Annotated in this window: 19 protein-coding genes; 5 read left to right on the top strand and 14 right to left on the bottom strand. The window is 60.9% G+C overall.

The features are described 5' to 3' along the window. Positions 1–137: 137 nt before the first annotated feature. The gene (locus K290_RS0107090; RefSeq protein WP_028751249.1) at positions 138–617 is read left to right on the top strand and encodes a chemotaxis protein CheW; all 480 of its coding nucleotides are present in this window, start codon (positions 138–140) and stop codon (positions 615–617) included. Between the two features lie 115 nt (positions 618–732). On the opposite strand, the gene K290_RS0107095 is transcribed toward K290_RS0107090, so the two are convergent. The 10 genes from K290_RS0107095 to K290_RS0107140 form a co-directional block, all read right to left on the bottom strand. Next, entirely contained in the window at positions 733–2,391 is a 1,659-nt protein-coding gene (locus K290_RS0107095; protein WP_028751250.1) for an OFA family MFS transporter, read from the bottom strand. Between the two features lie 118 nt (positions 2,392–2,509). Next, positions 2,510–2,767: a formate dehydrogenase subunit delta gene (locus tag K290_RS0107100; RefSeq protein ID WP_028751251.1), complete on the bottom strand. Its 258-nt coding sequence runs from the start codon at positions 2,765–2,767 to the stop codon at positions 2,510–2,512. Then, positions 2,757–3,584 (bottom strand): formate dehydrogenase accessory sulfurtransferase FdhD, encoded by an 828-nt coding sequence (gene fdhD, locus K290_RS0107105; RefSeq protein WP_028751252.1) that lies wholly within the window; start codon positions 3,582–3,584, stop codon positions 2,757–2,759. Before fdhD ends, K290_RS0107100 begins: the two co-directional genes overlap by 11 nt. 187 nt (positions 3,585–3,771) lie before the next feature. After that, entirely contained in the window at positions 3,772–6,651 is a 2,880-nt protein-coding gene (gene fdhF / locus K290_RS0107110; RefSeq protein WP_028751253.1) for a formate dehydrogenase subunit alpha, read from the bottom strand. A 5-nt stretch (positions 6,652–6,656) separates the two neighbouring features. Further along, positions 6,657–8,213, bottom strand: coding sequence for a formate dehydrogenase beta subunit (locus K290_RS0107115; protein WP_028751254.1), 1,557 nt, complete (start codon positions 8,211–8,213; stop codon positions 6,657–6,659). Beyond that, on the bottom strand, positions 8,210–8,689 hold the full coding sequence (locus tag K290_RS0107120) for a formate dehydrogenase subunit gamma (protein WP_028751255.1): 480 nt from the start codon (positions 8,687–8,689) through the stop codon (positions 8,210–8,212). The genes K290_RS0107115 and K290_RS0107120 overlap by 4 nt, the downstream gene beginning before the upstream one ends. Positions 8,690–8,805: 116 nt before the next feature. Next, entirely contained in the window at positions 8,806–9,702 is an 897-nt protein-coding gene (locus K290_RS0107125; RefSeq protein WP_028751256.1) for a LysR family transcriptional regulator, read from the bottom strand. A gap of 110 nt (positions 9,703–9,812) precedes the next feature. Then, on the bottom strand, positions 9,813–10,028 hold the full coding sequence (locus K290_RS37855) for a type 1 glutamine amidotransferase family protein (RefSeq protein WP_154668564.1): 216 nt from the start codon (positions 10,026–10,028) through the stop codon (positions 9,813–9,815). A 182-nt stretch (positions 10,029–10,210) separates the two neighbouring features. Beyond that, a complete protein-coding gene (locus K290_RS0107135) occupies positions 10,211–10,546 on the bottom strand; it encodes an ArsR/SmtB family transcription factor (protein WP_028751257.1) in 336 nt (111 codons plus the stop codon). A gap of 103 nt (positions 10,547–10,649) precedes the next feature. After that, a complete protein-coding gene (locus K290_RS0107140) occupies positions 10,650–11,420 on the bottom strand; it encodes an SDR family NAD(P)-dependent oxidoreductase (protein WP_028751258.1) in 771 nt (256 codons plus the stop codon). A 98-nt stretch (positions 11,421–11,518) separates the two neighbouring features. Between K290_RS0107140 and K290_RS0107145 the strand changes: the two genes are divergently transcribed. Both K290_RS0107145 and glpD read left to right on the top strand, forming a co-directional pair. Beyond that, complete coding sequence (locus K290_RS0107145; protein ID WP_028751259.1) at positions 11,519–12,292, top strand: DeoR/GlpR family DNA-binding transcription regulator; 774 nt, start codon at positions 11,519–11,521, stop codon at positions 12,290–12,292. 117 nt (positions 12,293–12,409) lie between these two features. Then, complete coding sequence (gene glpD, locus K290_RS0107150; RefSeq protein WP_028751260.1) at positions 12,410–13,921, top strand: glycerol-3-phosphate dehydrogenase; 1,512 nt, start codon at positions 12,410–12,412, stop codon at positions 13,919–13,921. A gap of 69 nt (positions 13,922–13,990) precedes the next feature. Here glpD and soxR read toward each other — a convergent pair whose 3' ends face one another. Beyond that, complete coding sequence (soxR, locus tag K290_RS0107155; RefSeq protein WP_028751261.1) at positions 13,991–14,449, bottom strand: redox-sensitive transcriptional activator SoxR; 459 nt, start codon at positions 14,447–14,449, stop codon at positions 13,991–13,993. A gap of 74 nt (positions 14,450–14,523) precedes the next feature. Between soxR and K290_RS0107160 the strand changes: the two genes are divergently transcribed. Both K290_RS0107160 and K290_RS33895 read left to right on the top strand, forming a co-directional pair. Further along, positions 14,524–15,099 carry an NADPH-dependent FMN reductase gene (locus K290_RS0107160; protein ID WP_028751262.1) on the top strand — a complete coding sequence of 192 codons (576 nt, stop codon included), beginning with the start codon at positions 14,524–14,526 and terminating at the stop codon, positions 15,097–15,099. A 191-nt stretch (positions 15,100–15,290) separates the two neighbouring features. After that, positions 15,291–16,541: an acyltransferase family protein gene (locus tag K290_RS33895; protein ID WP_051263954.1), complete on the top strand. Its 1,251-nt coding sequence runs from the start codon at positions 15,291–15,293 to the stop codon at positions 16,539–16,541. A 42-nt stretch (positions 16,542–16,583) separates the two neighbouring features. Here the strand turns inward: K290_RS33895 and K290_RS0107170 are convergent, their stop codons facing one another. From K290_RS0107170 to K290_RS0107180, 3 genes are read right to left on the bottom strand one after another with little or no spacing between them, the layout of a single operon-like run. After that, entirely contained in the window at positions 16,584–17,705 is a 1,122-nt protein-coding gene (locus K290_RS0107170; RefSeq protein ID WP_028751263.1) for a mandelate racemase/muconate lactonizing enzyme family protein, read from the bottom strand. A 21-nt stretch (positions 17,706–17,726) separates the two neighbouring features. After that, positions 17,727–19,226, bottom strand: a complete 1,500-nt coding sequence (locus K290_RS0107175; protein WP_028751264.1) for an aldehyde dehydrogenase family protein — start codon at positions 19,224–19,226, stop codon at positions 17,727–17,729. Between the two features lies 1 nt (position 19,227). Further along, positions 19,228–20,373, bottom strand: coding sequence for an iron-containing alcohol dehydrogenase (locus K290_RS0107180; protein WP_028751265.1), 1,146 nt, complete (start codon positions 20,371–20,373; stop codon positions 19,228–19,230). Positions 20,374–20,432 lie beyond the last annotated feature (59 nt).

A 20,432-nucleotide genomic window follows, 5' to 3' on the forward strand; every position in this document is an offset into this window, starting at 1 on the left:
ACGCTGAACCGCTCTGGAGAGAGCTCAACTATATCCTATCGAAATCTCTTCTGCGGTTTAGGTTTGAGCAACATTCTTCCGCTATCTTCGTGATAGCGCGCCAGATTTGGCGCCATGCTTCAATGGGAAGAATGTTCATGGCCACGATCAATTCCACCAGCTTCAGCGGCGACACTTTGGAGATCATTGCTTTCCGGCTTCATGATCAGGAGTTCTGCGTCAAGACCACCACGATCCGCGAAATCCGCGGCTGGGCGCCGTCGACGCCGATCCCCCATTCGCCTGCCGATGTCATCGGCGTCATGAATCTTCGCGGATCGGTCATTCCGATCATCGACCTCGCCTATAAGCTCGGCATGAAGAGCACGGTCGCGAATGAACGCAGCGCCATCGTCGTCGCCGAAGTCCACAACATGGTCATCGGCATGCTGGTCGACCGCGTCTCCGACATTCTGACGATCTCCTCGAGCCAGGTCCAGCCGGTCCCAGAAGTCACCGCCTCCTTCGATCGCGCCTATTGCGAAGGCATCATCGCCACCGAAAGCGGCATGATCTGCTTCCTCAACCTCGCGAAGATGTTCAAGGAAAACGAAACGGACGAACTCGTCGCCGCCTAAAGCGGTTGCAGGAAACGCGCTCAGCGATTTTCCGGCCGAAGTTGCGAAGGCTTAAAGATAAAGCCGCCCCGGTTTTTCGAGGCGGCTTTGTTCATGCAATCAATCTGTCTGGGGTTCAGCCAAACAGCGCGTATGTGCTCTTGATCGTTACCCAGACGCCCCAAAGCAGCGGGATGCCGACAATCGCCCAGGCGATCAACGCCTTGGCGTCGAGGCCGCCCGTGCCGATGCCGAAGGAGCCCGTTGGGCCGGCGTTGGCTGCAGCGCTTTTCGCCTGCAGAGCCGCAACCTCATTGTCGGACATGAACCATCTGTCCGAAAGCGGCTTCACGAACGCATTGGCGATCAGACCCAAGGCCAGCATGCCGGCGAGGATATACATGGTGAAGCTGTAAAGCTGCGCGCCTTCGACACCGGCAGCCTTCTGCGCCTCGCGGATATAATTGACGACCACCGGGCCGATGATGCCGGCTGTCGCCCAGGCGGTGAGCAACCGGCCATGGATGGCACCGACGAACTGAGTGCCGAAGATATCGGCAAGATAGGCCGGGATGGTGGAGAAGCCGCCGCCATACATCGACAGGATGATGCACAGGGCGCCGACGAACAGCACCTTGCTGTGAATGCCCGCCGCCCAGGGAGCAAGCGTATAAAGCGCGATGCCGAGGACGAAGAAGCAATAATAGGTGTTCTTGCGGCCGATCTTGTCGGAGAGCGACGCCCAGAAGAAGCGTCCACCGATATTGAAGAGCGACAGCAGACCGGCAAAGCCTGCGGCGATCGCAGCGACGGCTGCCACCTGGTCCTTGCTGAGAGCGGCGAACTTCACGTCCGGCAGACCGATCAGCGCACCACCGAAGATTTCCTGCAGCATCGGCGAAGCCATGCCGATGACGCCGATGCCGGCCGAGACGTTGAGGCACAGCACCGCCCAGATCAGCCAGAACTGCTTGGTCTTATGGGCATCGCGCAGATGCACGTGCTTGGTCGTGATCATCGTGCTCTTGGCGACGGGCGGCGTCCAACCTTCCGGACGCCAGCCGGCCGGCGGCAGGCGATAGCCGAAAGCGCCGCCCATCATGAAGACGAAATAGATCGCCGCCATGACGATGAATGTCTGCCAGACTCCGATCGAGCCGTCGCCGCGGAAGCTGGTCATCAGCAGGTTGGCGAGCGGCGCGCCGATCATCGCTCCCCCGCCGAAGCCCATGATGGCCATGCCCGTTGCCATGCCGCGTCGGTCGGGAAACCATTTGATCAGCGTCGACACCGGCGAGATATAGCCGAGACCGAGACCTACGCCGCCGACGACGCCGGCGCCGATCCACATCAGCCAGAGCTGGTGGAAGATGACGCCGATCGCAGCGATCAGGATGCCGCCACACCAGCAGCAAGCGGAGACGACGCCCGCTTTGCGTGGCCCCACCCGCTCCAGCCAGCCGCCCCAGATGGCGGCCGAGGAACCGAGCAGCACGAAAAACAACGTGTAGATCCAGCCAAGATCGCTGACGCGCCAATCGCAAGTGGTGGTAACGAGGGCAGAGAGAAGATTAAGGCTGGCGCATTCGGCCGCCGGCGTCGATATGCCGAGCGCTTTCGACAATGGCAGCCAGAAGACGCTGAAGCCGTAAGCCATGCCGATGCAAAGATGGATCGCCAGGGCTGCCGGCGGCACCAGCCATCGGTTGAAGCCGGGTTTGGCGATGATGCGCTCGCGATCGAGCAAACCTGATGTTACCGTTTCTCTTGAAAGATCTGTTTCCGCAGTCGTCATCAACAACTTTTCCTTGATTCAAAGACTTAGGATCGGCAATTACTCTATTTTAAATTGTAGCAACGAACAAAGTTCGCCGCTCCTCTATCATACTATTAATACTTAATGATTAGAAGGATTAATCCTGTTGAGCCGGCTGCGGCCTGTGGATCAAGGTCGCCGCCTCCAGCACCAGGGGATCCAGCCCGCTGTTTCCATTGTCGATTATTTCGAAAAACTGCCGCCGCATACGCGGCTCCCAGAATTTATTGATATGCGTCGCAACGCCCTGCACCGCCTCATTGGCAGGCTGCGTTTTGAAGAAAGTTGCGATCTGGTTCGCCATATAGACGAGCTTGGCTGACGTTTTGCCGTGGTGTGTTTCGTCAGGCGACATCGGCGATGCTCCCTGGGGTGATGCGCTGCGGATGGGTGAAAATTTCGAAATCGTCGCCGCGCACCAGTGCCACCAGCGTCATGCCGGCCTCCTCGGCGGTGCGGATGGCGAGTGCCGTCGGGGCGGAAATGGCAATGAGGACGGGGCTGCCTAATATCGCCGCCTTCTGCACCATTTCGACCGACAACCGGCTGGTGACGGCAACGACGCCCTGGGCGCGCTTATGGCCGGAACGGATGACGGCGCCGCAGAGCTTATCCAACGCGTTATGGCGTCCGACATCCTCCCGCACGGCAATCAATCCCTCGCCCGGAATATAAAAGCCCGCCCCATGCACGGCGCGGGTCTCGCGATTCAACAACTGTCCGTCGCTCAAAAGAGCGACTGCTTTGACGATGTCCCCATGCGAAACCGTCAGCCCGACCGTCGAAACATCCGGCACCTTGCGCACCGCCTGCTCGATCGATTCGATGCCGCAAAGCCCGCAGCCGACCGGTCCGGCCATATGCCGCCGCCGGGTACGCAATGCATCGGCCGCGTCCTCGACAAGGGTGATCTGCACATCGATCCCCTGCTCGTCCTCGATCGGCTCGACTGCGGCGATCTGATCGATATGGGTGATGATGCCTTCCGTCAGACTGAATCCAACCGCAAAATCATTGATGTCGGCAGGCGTCCCCATCATAACCGCATGCGAGGAGCCGCCATAGGAAAAAGCGATCGGCACCTCTTCGGGTACGATGCGCGTTCCGGAGCGGACGATGCCGTCGCGGCGCACGGTCTCAGTGGCGGTGGTGGTCGGTTTGAAGCGGGTCATGCGGGTGCCCTCCCTTCTCCCGCACGGGGAGAAGGTGGCGCGGAGCGTCGGATGAGGGGGGCGAGGAGCGATAGTTCCGAGCGTTCTGAGCGCAAGCGAAGGACAGTTCCGCCCGCGCGGAAAGCCCCCCTCATCCGCCCTTCGGGCACCTTCTCCCCGAGGGGAGAAGGGATCGGCCCATCCATTCTCACTCAGCGGCCTCCAGCTTGCCGGCAATCCGACGGGACTGCCGCGCCTGTTCGTCATAGTCCATCTGCCATTGCGACGGCCCGTTGGAAGGCGAGACCTGCACCGCCGTCACCTTGTATTCCGGGCAGTTCGTTGCCCAGTCAGTGTAGTCCGTGGTGATGACATTTGCCTGCGTGTTCGGGTGATGGAAGGTCGTATAGACGACGCCCGGGGCAACGCGGTCGGTTATCAGCGCCCGCAGCGTCGTGTCGCCGGAGCGGCTGGCAAGCTTGATCCAGTCGCCATCGCGGATGCCGCGCTGTTCTGCATCGTGCGGATGGATCTCCAAGCGGTCCTCCGCATGCCAGACGACATTCTCCGTCCGCCGCGTCTGCGCGCCAACATTGTACTGGCTGAGAATACGCCCGGTGGTGAGCAGCAGCGGGAAGCGGGGTCCGGTGCGCTCGTCGGTCGCGACATATTCGGTGCGGATGAACTTGCCCTTGCCGCGCACGAAGCCGTCAACATGCATGATCGGCGAGCCGAGCGGCGTCTCTTCATTGCAGGGCCACTGCACCGAGCCCATCTTTTCCAGATAGTCGTAGGAGACTAGGGCGAAGGTCGGGGTCGTCGCGGCGATCTCGTCCATGATCTCGGACGGATGCGTGTAGTTCCAGGCAAGCCCCATGGCTTGCGCCATCTTCTGCGTCACTTCCCAATCGGCATAGCCGTTGCGCGGGGTCATAACCTTGCGCACGCGGTTGATACGCCGCTCGGCATTGGTGAAGGTGCCGTCCTTTTCCAGGAAGGTCGAGCCGGGCAGGAAGACATGCGCATAGTTGGCCGTTTCGTTCAGGAAGAGATCGTGGACGACGACGCATTCCATCGCGGCAAGGCCGGCTGCGACATGCTTGGTATCCGGATCGGACTGGAGGATATCCTCGCCCTGGATGTAGATGCCCTTGAACGTGCCGTCGACGGCCGCATCGAGCATATTCGTGATGCGCAGGCCGGGCTCATTGTTGAGCTTCACGCCCCACAACTTTTCGAAGACTTCGCGCGTTGCGTCGTCCGAGATGTGGCGATAGCCCGTCAGTTCGTGCGGGAAGGAACCCATGTCGCACGAACCCTGCACATTGTTCTGGCCGCGCAGCGGATTCACGCCGACGCCCGGACGACCGATATTGCCGGTCGCCATGGCAAGATTGGCGATCGCCATGACCGTGGTCGAACCCTGGCTGTGCTCGGTGACGCCGAGGCCGTAATAGATCGCGCCATTGCCGCCCTTGGCATAGAGGCGCGCTGCGCCACGAACGAGATCGGCGGGAACGCCGGTGAACTTTTCCGTTTCTTCCGGGCTATGCTGCGGCTCGGCGACGAAGGCGGCCCAATCTTCGAACTCCGACCAGTCGCAACGTTCGCGGATGAACTTCTCGTCGAACAGCCCTTCGGTGACGATGACATGGGCGAGTGCCGTTAGCATGGCAACATTGGTGCCGGGCTTGAGCGGCAGGTGATAGCTCGCCTCCACATGCGGCGTGCGCACCAGATCGATGCGGCGTGGATCGATGACGATAAGCTTGGCGCCCTGACGCAGCCGCTTCTTCAGCCGCGAGCCGAAGACCGGATGGCCATCCGTCGGATTGGCGCCGATGACGATGACGACATCGGTATGTTCGACGCTGTCGAAATCCTGCGTGCCGGCCGAGGTGCCGAAGGCTTGGCCGAGACCGTAACCGGTCGGCGAGTGGCAGACGCGGGCGCATGTATCGACATTGTTGTTGCCGAAGCCGGCGCGGATCAGCTTCTGCACCAGGTAGGTCTCTTCATTGGTGCAGCGCGACGAGGTGATGCCGCCGACGGAGTCGCGGCCGTACTGATATTGCAGCCGCTTGAACTCGGTGGCGATATGGGCAAAGGCCTCATCCCAAGTCACTTCGCGCCACGGGTCGGTGATCTTCTCACGGACCATCGGATTGAGGATGCGGTCCTTGTGGGTCGAATAGCCATAGGCGAAACGGCCCTTGACGCAGGAATGGCCACGATTGGCCCGGCCATCCTTCCACGGCACCATGCGTACCACTTCCTCGCCGCGCATCTCCGCCTTGAAGGAGCAGCCGACGCCGCAATAGGCGCAGGTGGTGACAACAGAATGTTCCGGTTGGCCGATCGAAATCACCGACTTTTCGGTCAGCGTCGCGGTCGGGCAGGCCTGCACGCAGGCACCACAGGAAACGCATTCGCTGTCGATGAAATTCTGGTGCATACCGGCCGAGACGCGGGAGTCGAAGCCGCGGCCCTCGATGGTCAGCGCGAACGTGCCCTGCACTTCCTCGCAGGCGCGCACGCAGCGGGAGCAGACGATGCACTTCGAAGCATCATAGGTGAAATAGGGATTGGACTCGTCCTTCGGCGCCCATTTCAGATTGATCTCGCCGTCATTGCGCGCCTTGACGTGATTGTCGCCGTCATAGCCGTAGCGCACATCGCGCAGGCCGACCGCACCAGCCATGTCCTGCAATTCGCAATCGCCATTGGCGGCGCAGGTCAGGCAGTCCAGCGGGTGATCCGAAATATAGAGTTCCATCACGCCGCGGCGGATGTCCTTCAGCCGGCCGGTCTGCGTATGCACGACAATGCCGGAGGCAACCGGCGTCGTGCACGAGGCCGGCGTACCGTTGCGGCCTTCGATCTCGACGAGACAGAGCCGGCAGGAGCCGAAGGCATCCATCATATCGGTGGCGCAGAGCTTCGGCACCTCAATGCCGGCTTCCATCGAGGCGCGCATGATCGACGTGCCTTCCGGCACCGTGATCTGGCGTCCGTCGATGGTGAGCGTCACCAGGGTTTCGGATTGGGAGGCGGGTGTGCCGTAGTCGATTTCGTGAACGAGGGACATGGATCTTACTCCGCCGCTTCAATCAAGGGAGCCGGAGAAAAGTCCTCCGGGAAATGGGTCATCGCGCTCATGACAGGATAGGGCGTGAAACCGCCGAGTGCGCAGAGCGAGCCGAACTTCATCGTGTTGCAGAGATCGGCAAGCAAGGCGCGGTTCTTCTCTGGTTCGATGCCGCGTGCAATGTTGTCGGCCGTTTCTACGCCGCGGATCGAACCGATACGGCAGGGCGTGCACTTGCCGCAGCTTTCGACCGCACAGAATTCCATCGCAAAACGTGCCTGTTTCAGCATATCCGCAGTATCGTCGAAAACAACGATGCCGGCGTGACCGATCAGACCATCCTTGGCGGCAAAGGCCTCGTAGTCAAACGGCGTATCGAACAGGGCACGCGGGAAATAAGCGCCCAGCGGCCCGCCGACCTGCACCGCCTTCACCGGCCGGCCAGTTCTCGTGCCACCGCCGATCCTGTCGACGATATCGCCGAGCGACAGGCCGAAGGCGGTCTCATAGAGGCCAGCATATTTGACGTTGCCGGCGATCTGGAGAGGAATCGTGCCGCGCGAGCGGCCCATGCCGAAATCGCGATAAAAGGCTGCGCCCTTGTCCATGATGACGGGAACTGAGGCGAGCGAAATGACGTTGTTGATGACCGTCGGGCAGTCGAACAGCCCCTTATGCGCCGGCAATGGCGGCTTGGCGCGCACGACGCCGCGTTTGCCTTCCAGGCTGTTCAGCAGCGATGTCTCTTCGCCGCAGACATAGGCGCCTGCACCGGTGCGGATCTCCATATCGAAAGCCTTGCCGGAACCAAGCACCGAAGCACCTAGAATGCCGGCAGCTCTGGCAATCTCGACCGCCTCGGTCATCACGGCGATCGCATGCGGATATTCCGAGCGCGTATAGACGAAGCCCTTGGTCGCGCCGGTTGCGAGGCCGGCAATCGCCATGCCCTCGATCAGCACGAAGGGATCGCCCTCCATGATCATGCGGTCGGCGAAGGTTCCGCTGTCGCCTTCGTCGGCATTGCAGACGATGTATTTGCGGACGCCGGGCGTGTCGAGCACGGTCTTCCATTTGATGCCGGTCGGAAAACCCGCACCACCGCGACCGCGCAGGCCGGAATCGGTCACTTCCTTCACGATGTCGGCCGCAGCCATGCCGGCAGCACGGCGCAGGCCCTTGAGACCGCCATGGGCTTCATAGTCTTGCAGCGAAAGGGGATCGGTGATGCCGCAACGGGCGAAGGTGAGACGGGTCTGTTCTTTGAGGAATGGGAGGTTTTCGACCTCCCCGAGACAGAGCGGATGAGCGCCGCCGGTGATCAGCCCGGCCTCGAAGATATCGGCCACATCCTTGGCCTTCACCGGCCCGTAACCGATACGCTTTCCCTCAACCTCGACTTCGACCAGCGGCTCCAGCCAGAACATGCCGCGCGAGCCGTTGCGCACGATCTGCGCATCAAGGCCGCGGCTGGCAATCTCCTGCGCGACAGCCTTTGCCACCTTCTCGGCCCCAAGGGAAAGAGCGGCGGCATCGCGGGGAATGTAAATCTTCACCGTCATCGGCGCGCCTCCATCACCAGATCCTCGACAGCCTCATCGTCCAGACGGCCATGAAGCTCGCCGTCCAGCATCGCCGACGGCGCACAGGCGCAAAGGCCGAGACAGTATACCGGCTCCAGCGTCACGCCGCCATCCAGTGTCGTCTGGTGGAAATCGATACCGAGCAATTGCTTGACCCGCTCGGCGAGCCGGTCGCCGCCCATCGACTGACAGGCTTCGGCGCGACAGAGCTTTAGCACATGCCGGCCAGCCGGATGATCGCGATAATCATGATAGAAGGTCATCACGCCATGCACTTCGGCGCGAGACAGGTTCAGCGCCTTTGCGATGAGCGGCAGCGTATCCTGCGGCACATAGCCGAACTCGTCCTGGATCCCGTGCAGGATCGGCAGGAGCGGCCCTTCCATCGACTTCATGCGGTCGATGATAACGCCGGCGCGGGCTGCGATCTCGCCCGAACCAAGATGCAAACTCATAAGCAGCCTCCCAGGCTTCTCCTCTGCGAACACACGAACGCATGGCCAATGAAACGAAAATCGCAGGGAAGAACGGAGGAATCAATAACGCAGCCTCGTCAATCGATAGAAAATTTCTATCGATTCTTATCTGCTTCAGCAAGCAATCGCGCCTCGTGCAACAAAGCGGAGACGAGCGGCGTGAATGGCTCGCGATGTGTCGCAACCAGGCCGACGAGATGTTCCGCATCCGGTTCCGTGATGGGGATCTTGTGAATATCAGCGGGAAAGCCGAAGGAATCCGCGATATTCTTCGGCATGATGCTCGCCCAGCGTCCGGTCTGGACGTGGGCAAACAGCACAATCATCGAATTGGACTCCAGTGTTGGCTGCACCACCGCGCCCGCTTCCGCGAGATGTCGGTTGATGATCCGGCGGTTCTGCATGTCAGCGGTCAATAGACAAAGCCGAAGATGGCCGACTTCCTTCCAGGTCACGCTTTCACGCTCGGCCAGCGGACTGCCCGCTGCCGTAATCAGATGATAGCGCTCGGCATAGAGCGGCACGCTGGTGACGCGGCCGAGCGGCTCGTTTTCGAGATAGGTGATGCCGGCGTCGATCTCGAGATTTTCGAGCAGGCTCAACACCTGCAGCGAATTGCGCGAGGTGATGGAGAAGGTGACGTCGGGATGCCGCTCCTGAAAGGGCGCCGTGATTTTCGGCACCATGGCCAGCGCCGTCGGAATGGCGGCGATGCGGATATGACCGGCAAGCCCCTTGCGCGCCGCCCGCATTTCCTCGCGCATGGTTCTGGTATCGCCGACGATGCGACGGGCCCATTCCAGCACGCGCTGACCCTCCGGCGTCAAACCCTGAAAGCGCGAGCCGCGGCTGACGAGCATGACGCCGAGCTGATCCTCCAGCTGCCTGATCGCCGCCGACAATGTCGGCTGCGTCACGCCGCATTCCTCCGCGGCGCGGCCGAAATGCTTCTGGTTGGCAAGCGCGATGAAGAATTCCAGCTTGTCGATCATTTAACTCTCCTGAATACGAGAGTTAAACGGGGCAGGCCATCAGCGCAACATTGGAAACGGGAGCGTGGCGGGAGGTGTCCGACTTGAGGCTGCACCTCTACGGAAACGCCTTAGAGACCTGCCTCGCCACCAGCAGATGGACGCTCCATGAAAACGGGACGGACGAGCGGCATCGCACCTTCTTCGACGGAAGCGGCATGTCTCGCACGGGCCGTTTTCTTCAGAAGTCTCGCAAAGTCGCTCAGCGACACGCGGTCAGCACGGAGCATCTGCCGGATCATCGGATCTCGCAGAACTTCCGACATCGTCATCTCATTATTCTGCACGGACCTATCCTCCTTATATGTCTTGGAGAAGTATTAGCGTCCCTGCATAACATTGTCGTGTCAGCCAGTTGACGATACGATGATCAATTGAAGGCCAAAACGAGACTTCCGGAATTTCCGAGCATCTCAGGTGCCGTTCAAGTCTGACCGAAGGTCATTGCACAATTGGCCAGATGGGATCATCAGCAACCGCCGCAAAAGATCTGCTGCAGCGAATTGACCACGGTGCAGATTTCGGAACTGGCGACGGCATAGTAGACGAGCCGGCCTTGCCGGCGGGTGTCGACCAGCTTTTCCAGCCGCAACCGCGCCAGATGCTGCGAGACCACCGCCTGCTGCAGGCCGAGAAGTCCCTCGATTTCCGTCACGGTCTTCTCGCGCTTGGCCAGCATGAAGAGAATGATCAGCCGCGTCTCGTGCGACAGAGCTTTCAGCAGAATGCTCGCCCTTCGAGCGTTCGCAGCCAGTTCCTCGACATTAGGCTCGACAGCACCGCCAGGCGGTGGAGACAGCGACATAGGATAGCCTCTAGTGATAAACTCACATAGAGATATGCTTATAATATTATGAGTCTATATGCTGGCTCCAAAAGCGGCAGAACACCAAAAAAGGTCCGATTTATCAGCAGATAAGCTGTCCGCCATTGATCTCGATCACCTGTCCCGTGATGTAGCCGGAAAGCGTCGGCGCGGCGAGGAAGAGATAGGCAGGCGCACAATCCTCCGATGTGCCCAGACGCTGCAACGGGATCGATCGGCGGGTCTGTTCGAGCTTGTCCTTCGACGAGTAACGCTCGTGAAAATCGGTGGCGATAGTCCCCGGCGATACACAATTCACCCGGATACCGTCCGGCGCCAGCTCGCGCGCCAATGCTTTCGAATAGGTGGCGACGAAGGCTTTGGAGGCGGAATAGATCGCCGAGCCCGGACTGCCGCCGGTCAGAGCCGAGATCGAGACCGTATTGACGATTGCCGCCTGCCCCGCCGCCCGCAATAGCGGCAACAGCGCCCTTGTGACCTCGACGACGGAGGTCTGGTTGAGCTGAACGATCCGGTCATACCACTCATCGGTCAATTCGCCGGCCGGAAAGCGGCCGACCATGGTGCCGGCATTGTTGACCAGCACATCGATGCGGTCGAACACGTCGGCAGCGGCAAGAGCAAAGTCCCTCGTTCCGCTTTCACTGGTGAAATCAGCCGGAACGAGAAAGGCACGGCGGTCGACCTCGGCCTCCAGCAGAAAATCGGGCAACTCGCGGCCGGGATCGCGGCCGACATGGACGAGGACACGTGCGCTGCAGTCGAGAAACTGCCGCGCCACCTCCAGGCCGATGCCGCGACCGGCGCCGGTGACCACGACATTGCGATTTTCGAATAGCTTCGGATGAAACACCATGACCTCCCCAAATTGCAGATTCCGCGCGTCGGCAATTGCGGAATTTTCACTTTATCATATGATGACGAAAAAACGAAAGAAAGGGAGCGTCGACAATGTTCCTATCCGGACGCCAGACGGAAATTCTGGAAATCGCCAAGGCTGAGGGGCGCGTGCTGGTGGAGGAACTGGCGCTCCGCTTTTCCGTAACGCCGCAGACCATCCGCAAGGACCTGAACGATCTTTGCGACGGCCGCGTTCTATCGCGCGTCCATGGCGGCGCCATCTTTCCGGGTGGTACGGAAAACGTCAAATACGAAGCCCGCCGCTCCATCGCCGCCCCCGAAAAGCAGGCGATCGGCCGCGCCGCCGCCGGCCTGATCCCCAACAATACCTCCCTTTTCATCAATATCGGCACCACCACAGAAGCGGTCGGAGAGGCTCTTCTCGGCCACCATGAATTGATGGTCATTACCAACAACATCAATGTCGCCAATAAGTTACGCATCTTCCCGTCGATCGAGGTGGTCATTGCCGGCGGCGTCGTGCGCGGCTCGGACGGTGGCATAGTCGGCGAGGCCGCAGTCGACTTCATCAAGCAATTCAAGGTGGACTACGCCATCATCGGCACCTCGGCCGTCGATTCCGACGGCGCGCTTCTGGATTTCGATTTTCGCGAAGTGAAAGTCGCGCAGGCGATCATTGCCAATGCCCGCCACGTCATCCTGGTGGCCGACAGCACCAAGTTCGAACGCACCGCCCCGGTGCGCATCGGCCATCTCTCGCAAGTCCACACCTTCGTAACCGACGAATGCCGCGTCGAGTCCGTTCGCGCCGCCGCGGCCGAACACGGCGTCCGTCTGTTGGAAACCTCCCGCCGCCAGAATTGATCATCTCATCGCTTTCGTCACGAAACGTTCGTTTGACATTCGGATTGATTTCGTTTTAGATGAATCAGTTTTCGGATTTTCCGTTTCTCGGGATGGAAAACCTTTTCGGAGGGGCGGGTGAGCGAGCAGATTTACGACATTTTCGTTATCGGCGGCGGCATCAACGGCTGCGGCATCGCTCGTGACGCTGCCGGACGCGGCTATAAAGTGGCTCTTGCGGAAATGAATGATTTCGCCTCCGGCACTTCGTCCGGAGCGACCAAGCTCATCCATGGCGGCTTGCGCTATCTCGAACATTACGAATTCCGTCTCGTGCGCGAGTCGCTGATGGAGCGTGAAGTGCTCTGGGCGATGGCGCCGCACATCATCTGGCCGATGCGTTTCGTGCTGCCCTATCACAAGGGCGGCATCCGCCCGGCCTGGCTCATCCGCCTTGGCCTTTTTCTCTATGATCATCTCGGTGGACGAAAGCTGCTGCCCCCGACCGCTACGCTCGACATGAAGAAGGATCCGGCGGGAAAACCGCTGAAGGCGCTGTTCACCAAGGCTTTCGAATATTCCGACGGCTGGGTGGACGACGCCCGCATGGTCGTGCTCAACGCCCGCGACGCGGCCGATCGCGGCGCAACCATCATGCCGCGGACCAAGGTAACCTCTGCTCGCCGCGAAGGTGCTGCCTGGACGATCGAAACGCAGGATACCATTACCGGCGAGAAGCGCGCGTTACAGTCGCGCATGCTCGTCAACGCCGCCGGCCCCTGGGTCGATCATGTTCTGTCCGACGCGTTCGGCAAGAATCAGGTGCACAATGTTCGCCTCGTGCAGGGCAGCCATATCATCGTCCGCAAGAAGTTCGACGATCCCCGCGCCTATTTCTTCCAGAATCCGGATAACCGCATCATCTTCGCCATCCCCTACGAACAGGATTTCACCCTGATCGGTACGACGGACCGCGACTACAAGGATGATCCGAAGGATGTGAGGATTTCCGACGAGGAAACCACCTACCTCTGCAATGCCGCCAGCGAATATTTCAAGGAGCCGGTGCGCCGCGAGGACATCGTCTGGACCTACTCCGCCGTACGCCCGCTCTATGACGACGGCGCCTCGAAGGCGCAGGAAGCGACGCGCGATTACGTGCTGAAGGTCGAAGGCGCCGAAGGTCAGGCGCCGTTGCTGAACGTCTTCGGCGGCAAGCTCACTACCTATCGCCGCCTTAGCGAACATGCGCTGGAAAAGATCGGCGAAGTCATCGGCTTGAAAGGTACGCCGTGGACGGCCAAGAGCTCCCTTCCGGGCGGCGACTTCCCGGTGCGCGGCTATGAGGCCGAAGTCACCAAGCTGAAGGCGCGCTATCCTTTCCTCGCCGACCCGCATGCCCGCCGGCTGGTGCGCCGGTACGGCACCCGCGCCGCCATGCTTCTCGGAGATGCGAAGACCACGGCGGACCTTGGCCGTCACTTCGGCAGCGATCTCTATGAGGCGGAAGTCCGCTATCTCATGGCGCATGAATGGGCCTATACCGCCGCCGACGTCCTCTGGCGCCGTTCGAAGAAGGGCCTCTATCTTTCGAAGGATGAAGCCGCCGCGCTGGATGATTATATGGCCGGCACGCGCGTTCATGCCTGAGTAGGCGAAGGCTTCAGCCGAATTCCCCACAAGTGCCTCGGGATCAGCCGAGCGCCATTGGCTTCGGGGTTATGGATCCAACAGACGCGGCCCAGGCCCTTCTTTTGCCAGCTCATCCCAGGGATTGCGCAGCGGACAGCTCTGCATCGAGAGGCAACCGCAGCCGATGCAGCCGTCAAGCTTATCGCGTAGGCCCTGCAGCCGCCTGATCCTGTTGTCGAGATCATCCTTCCACCGCGCCGAAAGCGCCCGCCAATCGGCGCCTGTCGGTGTCCGGCTTTGCGGCAGCGTATCAAGTGCCGCCTGAATCTCCGCAAGCGGAATGCCGACACGCTGCGCCACCTTGATGACCGCCACCCGGCGCAACACCTCGCGGGCGTAACGCCGCTGATTGCCGCGGCTGCGATGGCTCTCGATCAGTCCCTTTGCCTCGTAGAAATGCAGCGCCGAAACCGCAATGCCGCTGCGCGCTGCCACCTCGCCCACCGCCAATAATTTGGAAAATTCATCGGATTCGATTTTTCCCATAATGAGCCCTTGACCTCAACTTTACTTGAGGTTCTATAGGTCCTGCTCCCAAGCGCGTAAAGCAGGAGCAACGCATGACAGAACCAACCCGCCTGGCAATTCTCTACGGCAGCACCCGCAAGGGTCGACTATGTGACCGCGTGGTCAATTGGGTCGTCCGTGAGCTGGCGAACTATCCATTGATCGATCTCGATATTATCGATCCATTGGAATTCGGCCTGCCGGTCCAGCACGACAAGGAGCATCCGGCTGTCGCGGATCTCGCCGAGCGGCTCTCCGAGGCGGACGCCTTCATCGTCGTCACGCCGGAATACAATCACAGCTTCACGGCCGCGCTGAAATTCGTGCTCGATCTCGTTTACGAGCCATGGCAGGGCAAGCCGGTCGCCTTCATCTCCTACGGCGGCATTTCCGGCGGGCTTCGCGCCGTCGAACAGTTGCGGCTGGTCTTTGCAGAACTGCATGCCGTCACGGTGCGCGACACCGTCAGCTTCGCCAATCCATGGGGCCGGTTCGCAGAAGACGGCTCTCTCGAAAACCCGATCGAAGCCCGTCGAGCGCTGGTACAGATGATGGCGCGGCTGAATTGGTGGAGCGCGGCCTTGAAACCAGCCCGGGCAACGCGCCCCTATCGCTCCATCGCCGCCTGATCGCCTTCAGCAATATTCGAATCCGGTCTTTCGTTTCTGGCAGGTACGGAAGAGCGGCTTGACGCCCGAACCTGGCGTTTCAGGTTCGGGCGTCTGTTAGGCACTCAGAAGTTTACCTTGCCGGAACGCCGCACTTGCCGAAGTCGACTCGATGACCTAACCCAAAGGAAGGCAGTTTCGGCGGTATGGGGATGGAGAACGAGAAACGTCTGGGAGGAGCGGATTTCATGCGCGCCGTCGCATGTCTGATGGTGCTCGTTCACCATCTTTCGCTTCGAATGGATTTCAACAAGATTCCGCCGGCCTTAGACCTAACCTTCATATTGGCGCGCTTCGGCAATCACGGCGTCACGGTCTTCTTCGTTCTCAGCGGCTTTCTTCTCTCGCGCCCCTTCTGGCTGGCCCTGGATAGAGCCCAGCCCTTACCGTCATTGAAGACCTACACCATGCGCCGCGCCGCGCGCATCCTGCCGGGATTCTGGTTTGCCCTCACGGTCGGCTTCGTGCTCAGCTTCACGATCTATAGATTTCCGCTCGATGGAGAGCTGGTCGGCCGCTATATCGCCGGCTTTTTCCTGATGAGCCAATGGCATTGGCGCACCTTTTTTCCGGTGCAGGGTGACGGTCCATTGTGGTCGATCCCCTTCGAGACGACTTGCTATGTGCTTTTGCCGATCGGCTTTCTGCTGCTGTTTTATGCGGTGCCGAGATCACGCTCCGTTCTCGTCAGCCGCCTGCTCTGGATCGGCGTCATCGCAGTCTCCCTGATCGGCCATTGGCTGGTGGCGACCTATCTGCCGACGGACACCGTCGGGCGGGGGTGGCAATATGGCTTCCAGGGTGGCGCCAAGGAATGGATGCCACGCTTCAATCCCATCGGCTTCTTTGCGATATTTGCGATCGGGGCGCTGGCCGCCGGAATCCAGACCATCCTCCCGGCCCGCCGCTCGGCAATCTACGACGTCATCGGAGCACTCGCGATCGTCATGGGCGCATGGCAATTGCCGCAGTCCGTCGGCGGCGCATCGGAAGGCTATGCCTGGCTTGGCATTCCCTATCAATTCCCGCTGCTTCCCCTGGCGGCCGCCATCGCCCTTTGCACGCTGCCGCAATCGCTGCTGCTGGCAAAGCTGCTCGACAATCGTCTCAGCCGCTATGTCGCGACGGTCTCCTTCGGCGTCTATATCTGGCAGGATATCGTGCTGACGCTGATGACCACGCTTTTCACCTGGACCTTCGGCACCGGCTCAAGTGATGTGCTCCGCGGCTGGATCACATCGAGCCTCGTCGCAACCGTCATCATCTTCACGATCGGAACTGCCAGCTATTTCTTACTGGAACGCCCGGTCATCCGCTGGGCTCGCAGGCGCGAGCAGACCGGACGCATATCGCCCCTATCCGAGAAAAAAGCCGTCCAACGGAAACCGTTGGGCGGCAAATAAGGTGGGAAACGAAACCCGACCGGGGAGAGGCCGAGCATCATGTCAGATGCGGGTGGCTTTCAGACGCTCTTCATCGAGAACAACGCCGAGGCCGGGAGAAAGCCCTAAATCCAGCCAACCCTCATCGTGCTTGAGCGGCATCGCCATCGGATAGTCACGACGGGCCTCGCTCCACTCCGGATTGTCATAGGGATATTCGAGCCAAGGCGCATCGCCGACACCCGCTGTCAAATGCGCGTTCGCCAGCACACCGATACCATTCGTCCATGAGTGCGGCGTAAATTGGACACCCGCCTCGCGCGCCTGATAGACCAGCCGCCGGCAGCCGGTAATGCCGCCGACCAGCGCCACATCCGGCTGGATAACATCGAAGGCGCGCTCCTCGATGATGTCTCGAAACTCATAGAGCTCGCGGGTCATCTCGCCGCCGGCAATGCGCACCGAAGTCGCCTGCTTCAGCTCTTTCATGCCCTTGCGGTCCGAACGGTGCAGCGGCTCCTCCATCCAGTATATGCCGAGGCGCTCCAGCTCTTTGGCAACCGCCAGCGCGTCCTTGAAGGTCCATGGCAATGTCGTATCCCAGGGCATGCGCCAACCCTGGTTGCAGTCGACCATCAGCTCAAGCTTGGTGCCGACCCGGGCGCGGATCGCCTCCAGGGCCTTTACATCGTCCCGCCAACTGCCGCGCCCACCCGCGGACGAAGAGAAACGCACCTTCATCGCCGGAAAGCCTTCTTCGAGATAGCGTTCCGCCTGCTCGGCCATCGAAGCCGGCTCGCGCAGCACGCCGGAGGACGCATAGAGCCGCACGCGGCTGGCGCGGCCGCCGAGCATCCGCCAGACGGGCTCGCCGGTAATCTTGCCGGAAAGATCCCACAGCGCCAGGTCCATCGGCCAGCAGCGGCCATAATGGAAATTGATATGCGACAGGACCTCGTAGTGACGCTCCAGATGCCGCGGATCCTCGCCGATGAAAAGGTCCTCGTGCCCCTCGAAGCCTTTCATGAGGTCACCGGAACCGATGCCTTCACGGCCATCGTCATCGCGAACCCGGACGATCGTCGCATCGAAATGCCGGCGCTGCCGTCCATCCCAGCTCGCCTTGAACGGCGGATCGAGCGGCAGGCGGTGATGGGTGATCTCAATGGAAACGATCTTGCTCATGGTCGTGCCTCCCCGCAAACCTCAGCCGAACTGCTGCCAAATGGTCTTGTAGTCGCAATATTTGTCGATCGCATGCACCGAACGGTCGCGGCCGAAACCGGATTGCCTGAAGCCGCCAAAAGGGGTCGCGAAATTCGACATATCGTAGGTATTGATCCACACGGTGCCCGCATGGATCGCCTCGGAAAGGCGGTGGGCGCGGTCCATGTCTTTGGTGAAGACTGCGCCGGCAAGGCCATAGATCGTATCATTGGCAATCGTGAGCGCCTCCTCCTCGGTATCGAAGGGAATGGCGGCAAGCACCGGCCCAAAAATCTCCTGCCGCGCCAGGCTCATATCGTTGGTCATATCGACGAAGACGCCGGGCGAGACATAATAGCCGCCGGTCTCGCTCAGCACCCGCTCGGCGCCGAAGGCGCGTCGGGCCCCTTCCTTCTCGCCGGCGGCGATCATGGAAAGCACCTTGTTCATATGTTCCTCCTCGATCAGCGCGCCGATCTGGGCCGAGGGGTCGAGCGGATGCCTGAGCGCTATATCGGACCGCGTTACCGCCTCGATCTTCTGGATCAGCTTCTCCTGCACCGAGCGCTGCACGATCAATCGCGTCGAGGCGTGGCAGGTCTCGCCGGAATTGTAGAAGCAGCCCCAGGCAGCCGCACTCGCCGCCGCGTCGAGATCGGCGTCTTCGAAGACGACCAGCGGCGACTTGCCGCCGAGTTCGAGCGCCACGCGCTTGACGTTGGACTGCGCCGCATAACCCATGATCAGCTTGCCGACCTCTGTCGAGCCGGTGAAGGCGATCATGTCGACATCCATGTGCAGCGCCAGCGGCTTGCCGGTCTCTTCGCCATAGCCGGTAACGACATTGAAGACGCCGGCGGGCAGGCCTGCTTCGAAGGCAAGTTCGGCGAGGCGGATGGCCGAGAGCGAGGATTGTTCCGCCGGCTTCAGCACCACCGAGTTACCCGCGGCAATCGCCGGCCCGAGCTTCCAGGCATCGATGATCATGGGATAGTTCCAGGGCGTGATCGCTCCGACCACGCCAAGCGGGACCTTGCGCACCAGCGCCCGCGCGTTCGGGCCAGTCGGCGCAATCTCGTCGTACATCTTGTCGATCATCTCGCCATAGAACTGGATGCCGTCGGCGCAGAGGCGCACATCGACACCAAGCGACGCCATGACCGGCTTACCGACATCGATCGTCTCCAGCATGGCGAGTTCTTCGCCATGGGCGCGGATCAGCTCGGCCCATTTCAGCATGATCCCCTTCTTTTCCAGTGGCTCCTTCTTACGCCAGACGCCGCTTTCGAAGGCGGCGCGGGCGGCAACCACGGCAGCATCGATATCGGCAGCATTACCGCGAGCGAGCTCTGCGCCCGGCTTGCCGTCCATCGGCCGGATGCGGGTGAAGGTCGCGCCCGATGCAGCAGCGCGATGGGCGCCGTCGATGAAGTGACGCCCTTCGGGCTTGAGGCCGGAAAGAACGCTTTCCCAATAGTCGCGCGTGTAAATCTTGCTCATCTCAGATTCCTTTCGGCAGCGCCATGACGGAGGCAGCAAAGCGGTCGATATCGGCATCCGTCACATCGCGGATCGTCGAACGCCGCATGGGCTGGTTTTCGGTCGCACGCATTTCCCGCGCGAGATCGGAGGCATCGAACGGCTTGAAGGGAGCAGGCAGCGAGCGCGTAATTCCACAGCGGTTCATCCAGCCCGAAACGAAGGCAGGAAGCTGCGCGGCATTATCGAGACCGCACGCCTTGGCCGCGGCATTGAGATCTGCCGTATCCGCCTCGGTGAGCCATGCAAGCGTCGCTTCAAAGCCGAGCGCCGTCGCAAGCCCGTGGTGAACCGGCGCAAGACCCGCCAGTGCATGGCTGACATTGTGGGCGATCGCCGTGCCGCAATTATCGATGGCGATACCTGCAAAGCAGGAGCCGAGCAGCACATCGCCGCGTGCTGCGATATCATCGGGCCGCTTGACCGCCGTTTCCAGAGCGCCGGTGATCAGCCGCAGCGCCTGATGGGCGTAGAATTGCGCGCCGCGATGCGTGTTGCGGTTCGTCGCCGCCTCGAAGGCATGAATGAAGGCATCGAGGCCGCACCAGGCGGTGAGATTGGCGGGCAGCGTCTTCGTCAGCGCCGGATCGAGAAAGACGAGGTCGGCCTTCGTCTCCGGTCCCCAGATCCAGAGCTTCTTGCCTTCAGGCCCGGCAAAGATATTCGTCGCCGAGGTTTCCGAACCCGTGCCCGCCGTGGTGGGCACCATGATTTTCTTCAGCGGATTCCTGGCCAACGGGTTGGCCGCCAGCGCGTAATGCATGGGGTCCTGACCGGAAGCGATGCAGCAGGCGACGATCTTGCCGATATCGAGCGCCGAACCGCCGCCGACGCCGATCACCATATCCGCACCCTGCCCAACCTCGATTGCGGAATGCAGATGCGAAAGCTTCGGCTCACCGGAAAAGGCGGAAAAAACCTGCGTCTTCACGCCCGCTTCGGCAAGCTCGGCGCTGATCCTGCCAGCGAGACCCGACTGCGCCAGGAAAGCATCGATGACAAGTAGAACGGTGCCAACGCCATCGAAGGATTTGACCGCAGCCGGAAGGCCGGAGAGCACACCCTCGCCGAAACGAATGTCTGGAATGGCGGATATGGAGAAGGACACGAAAGAATCCTCTTGGAAAAGCGGCTGATATGATGCCGCAATTCTGCATCACAATTTCA

Source organism: Rhizobium leucaenae USDA 9039, from assembly GCF_000426285.1.
In the GTDB taxonomy this organism is placed as follows: Bacteria; Pseudomonadota; Alphaproteobacteria; order Rhizobiales; family Rhizobiaceae; genus Rhizobium; species Rhizobium leucaenae.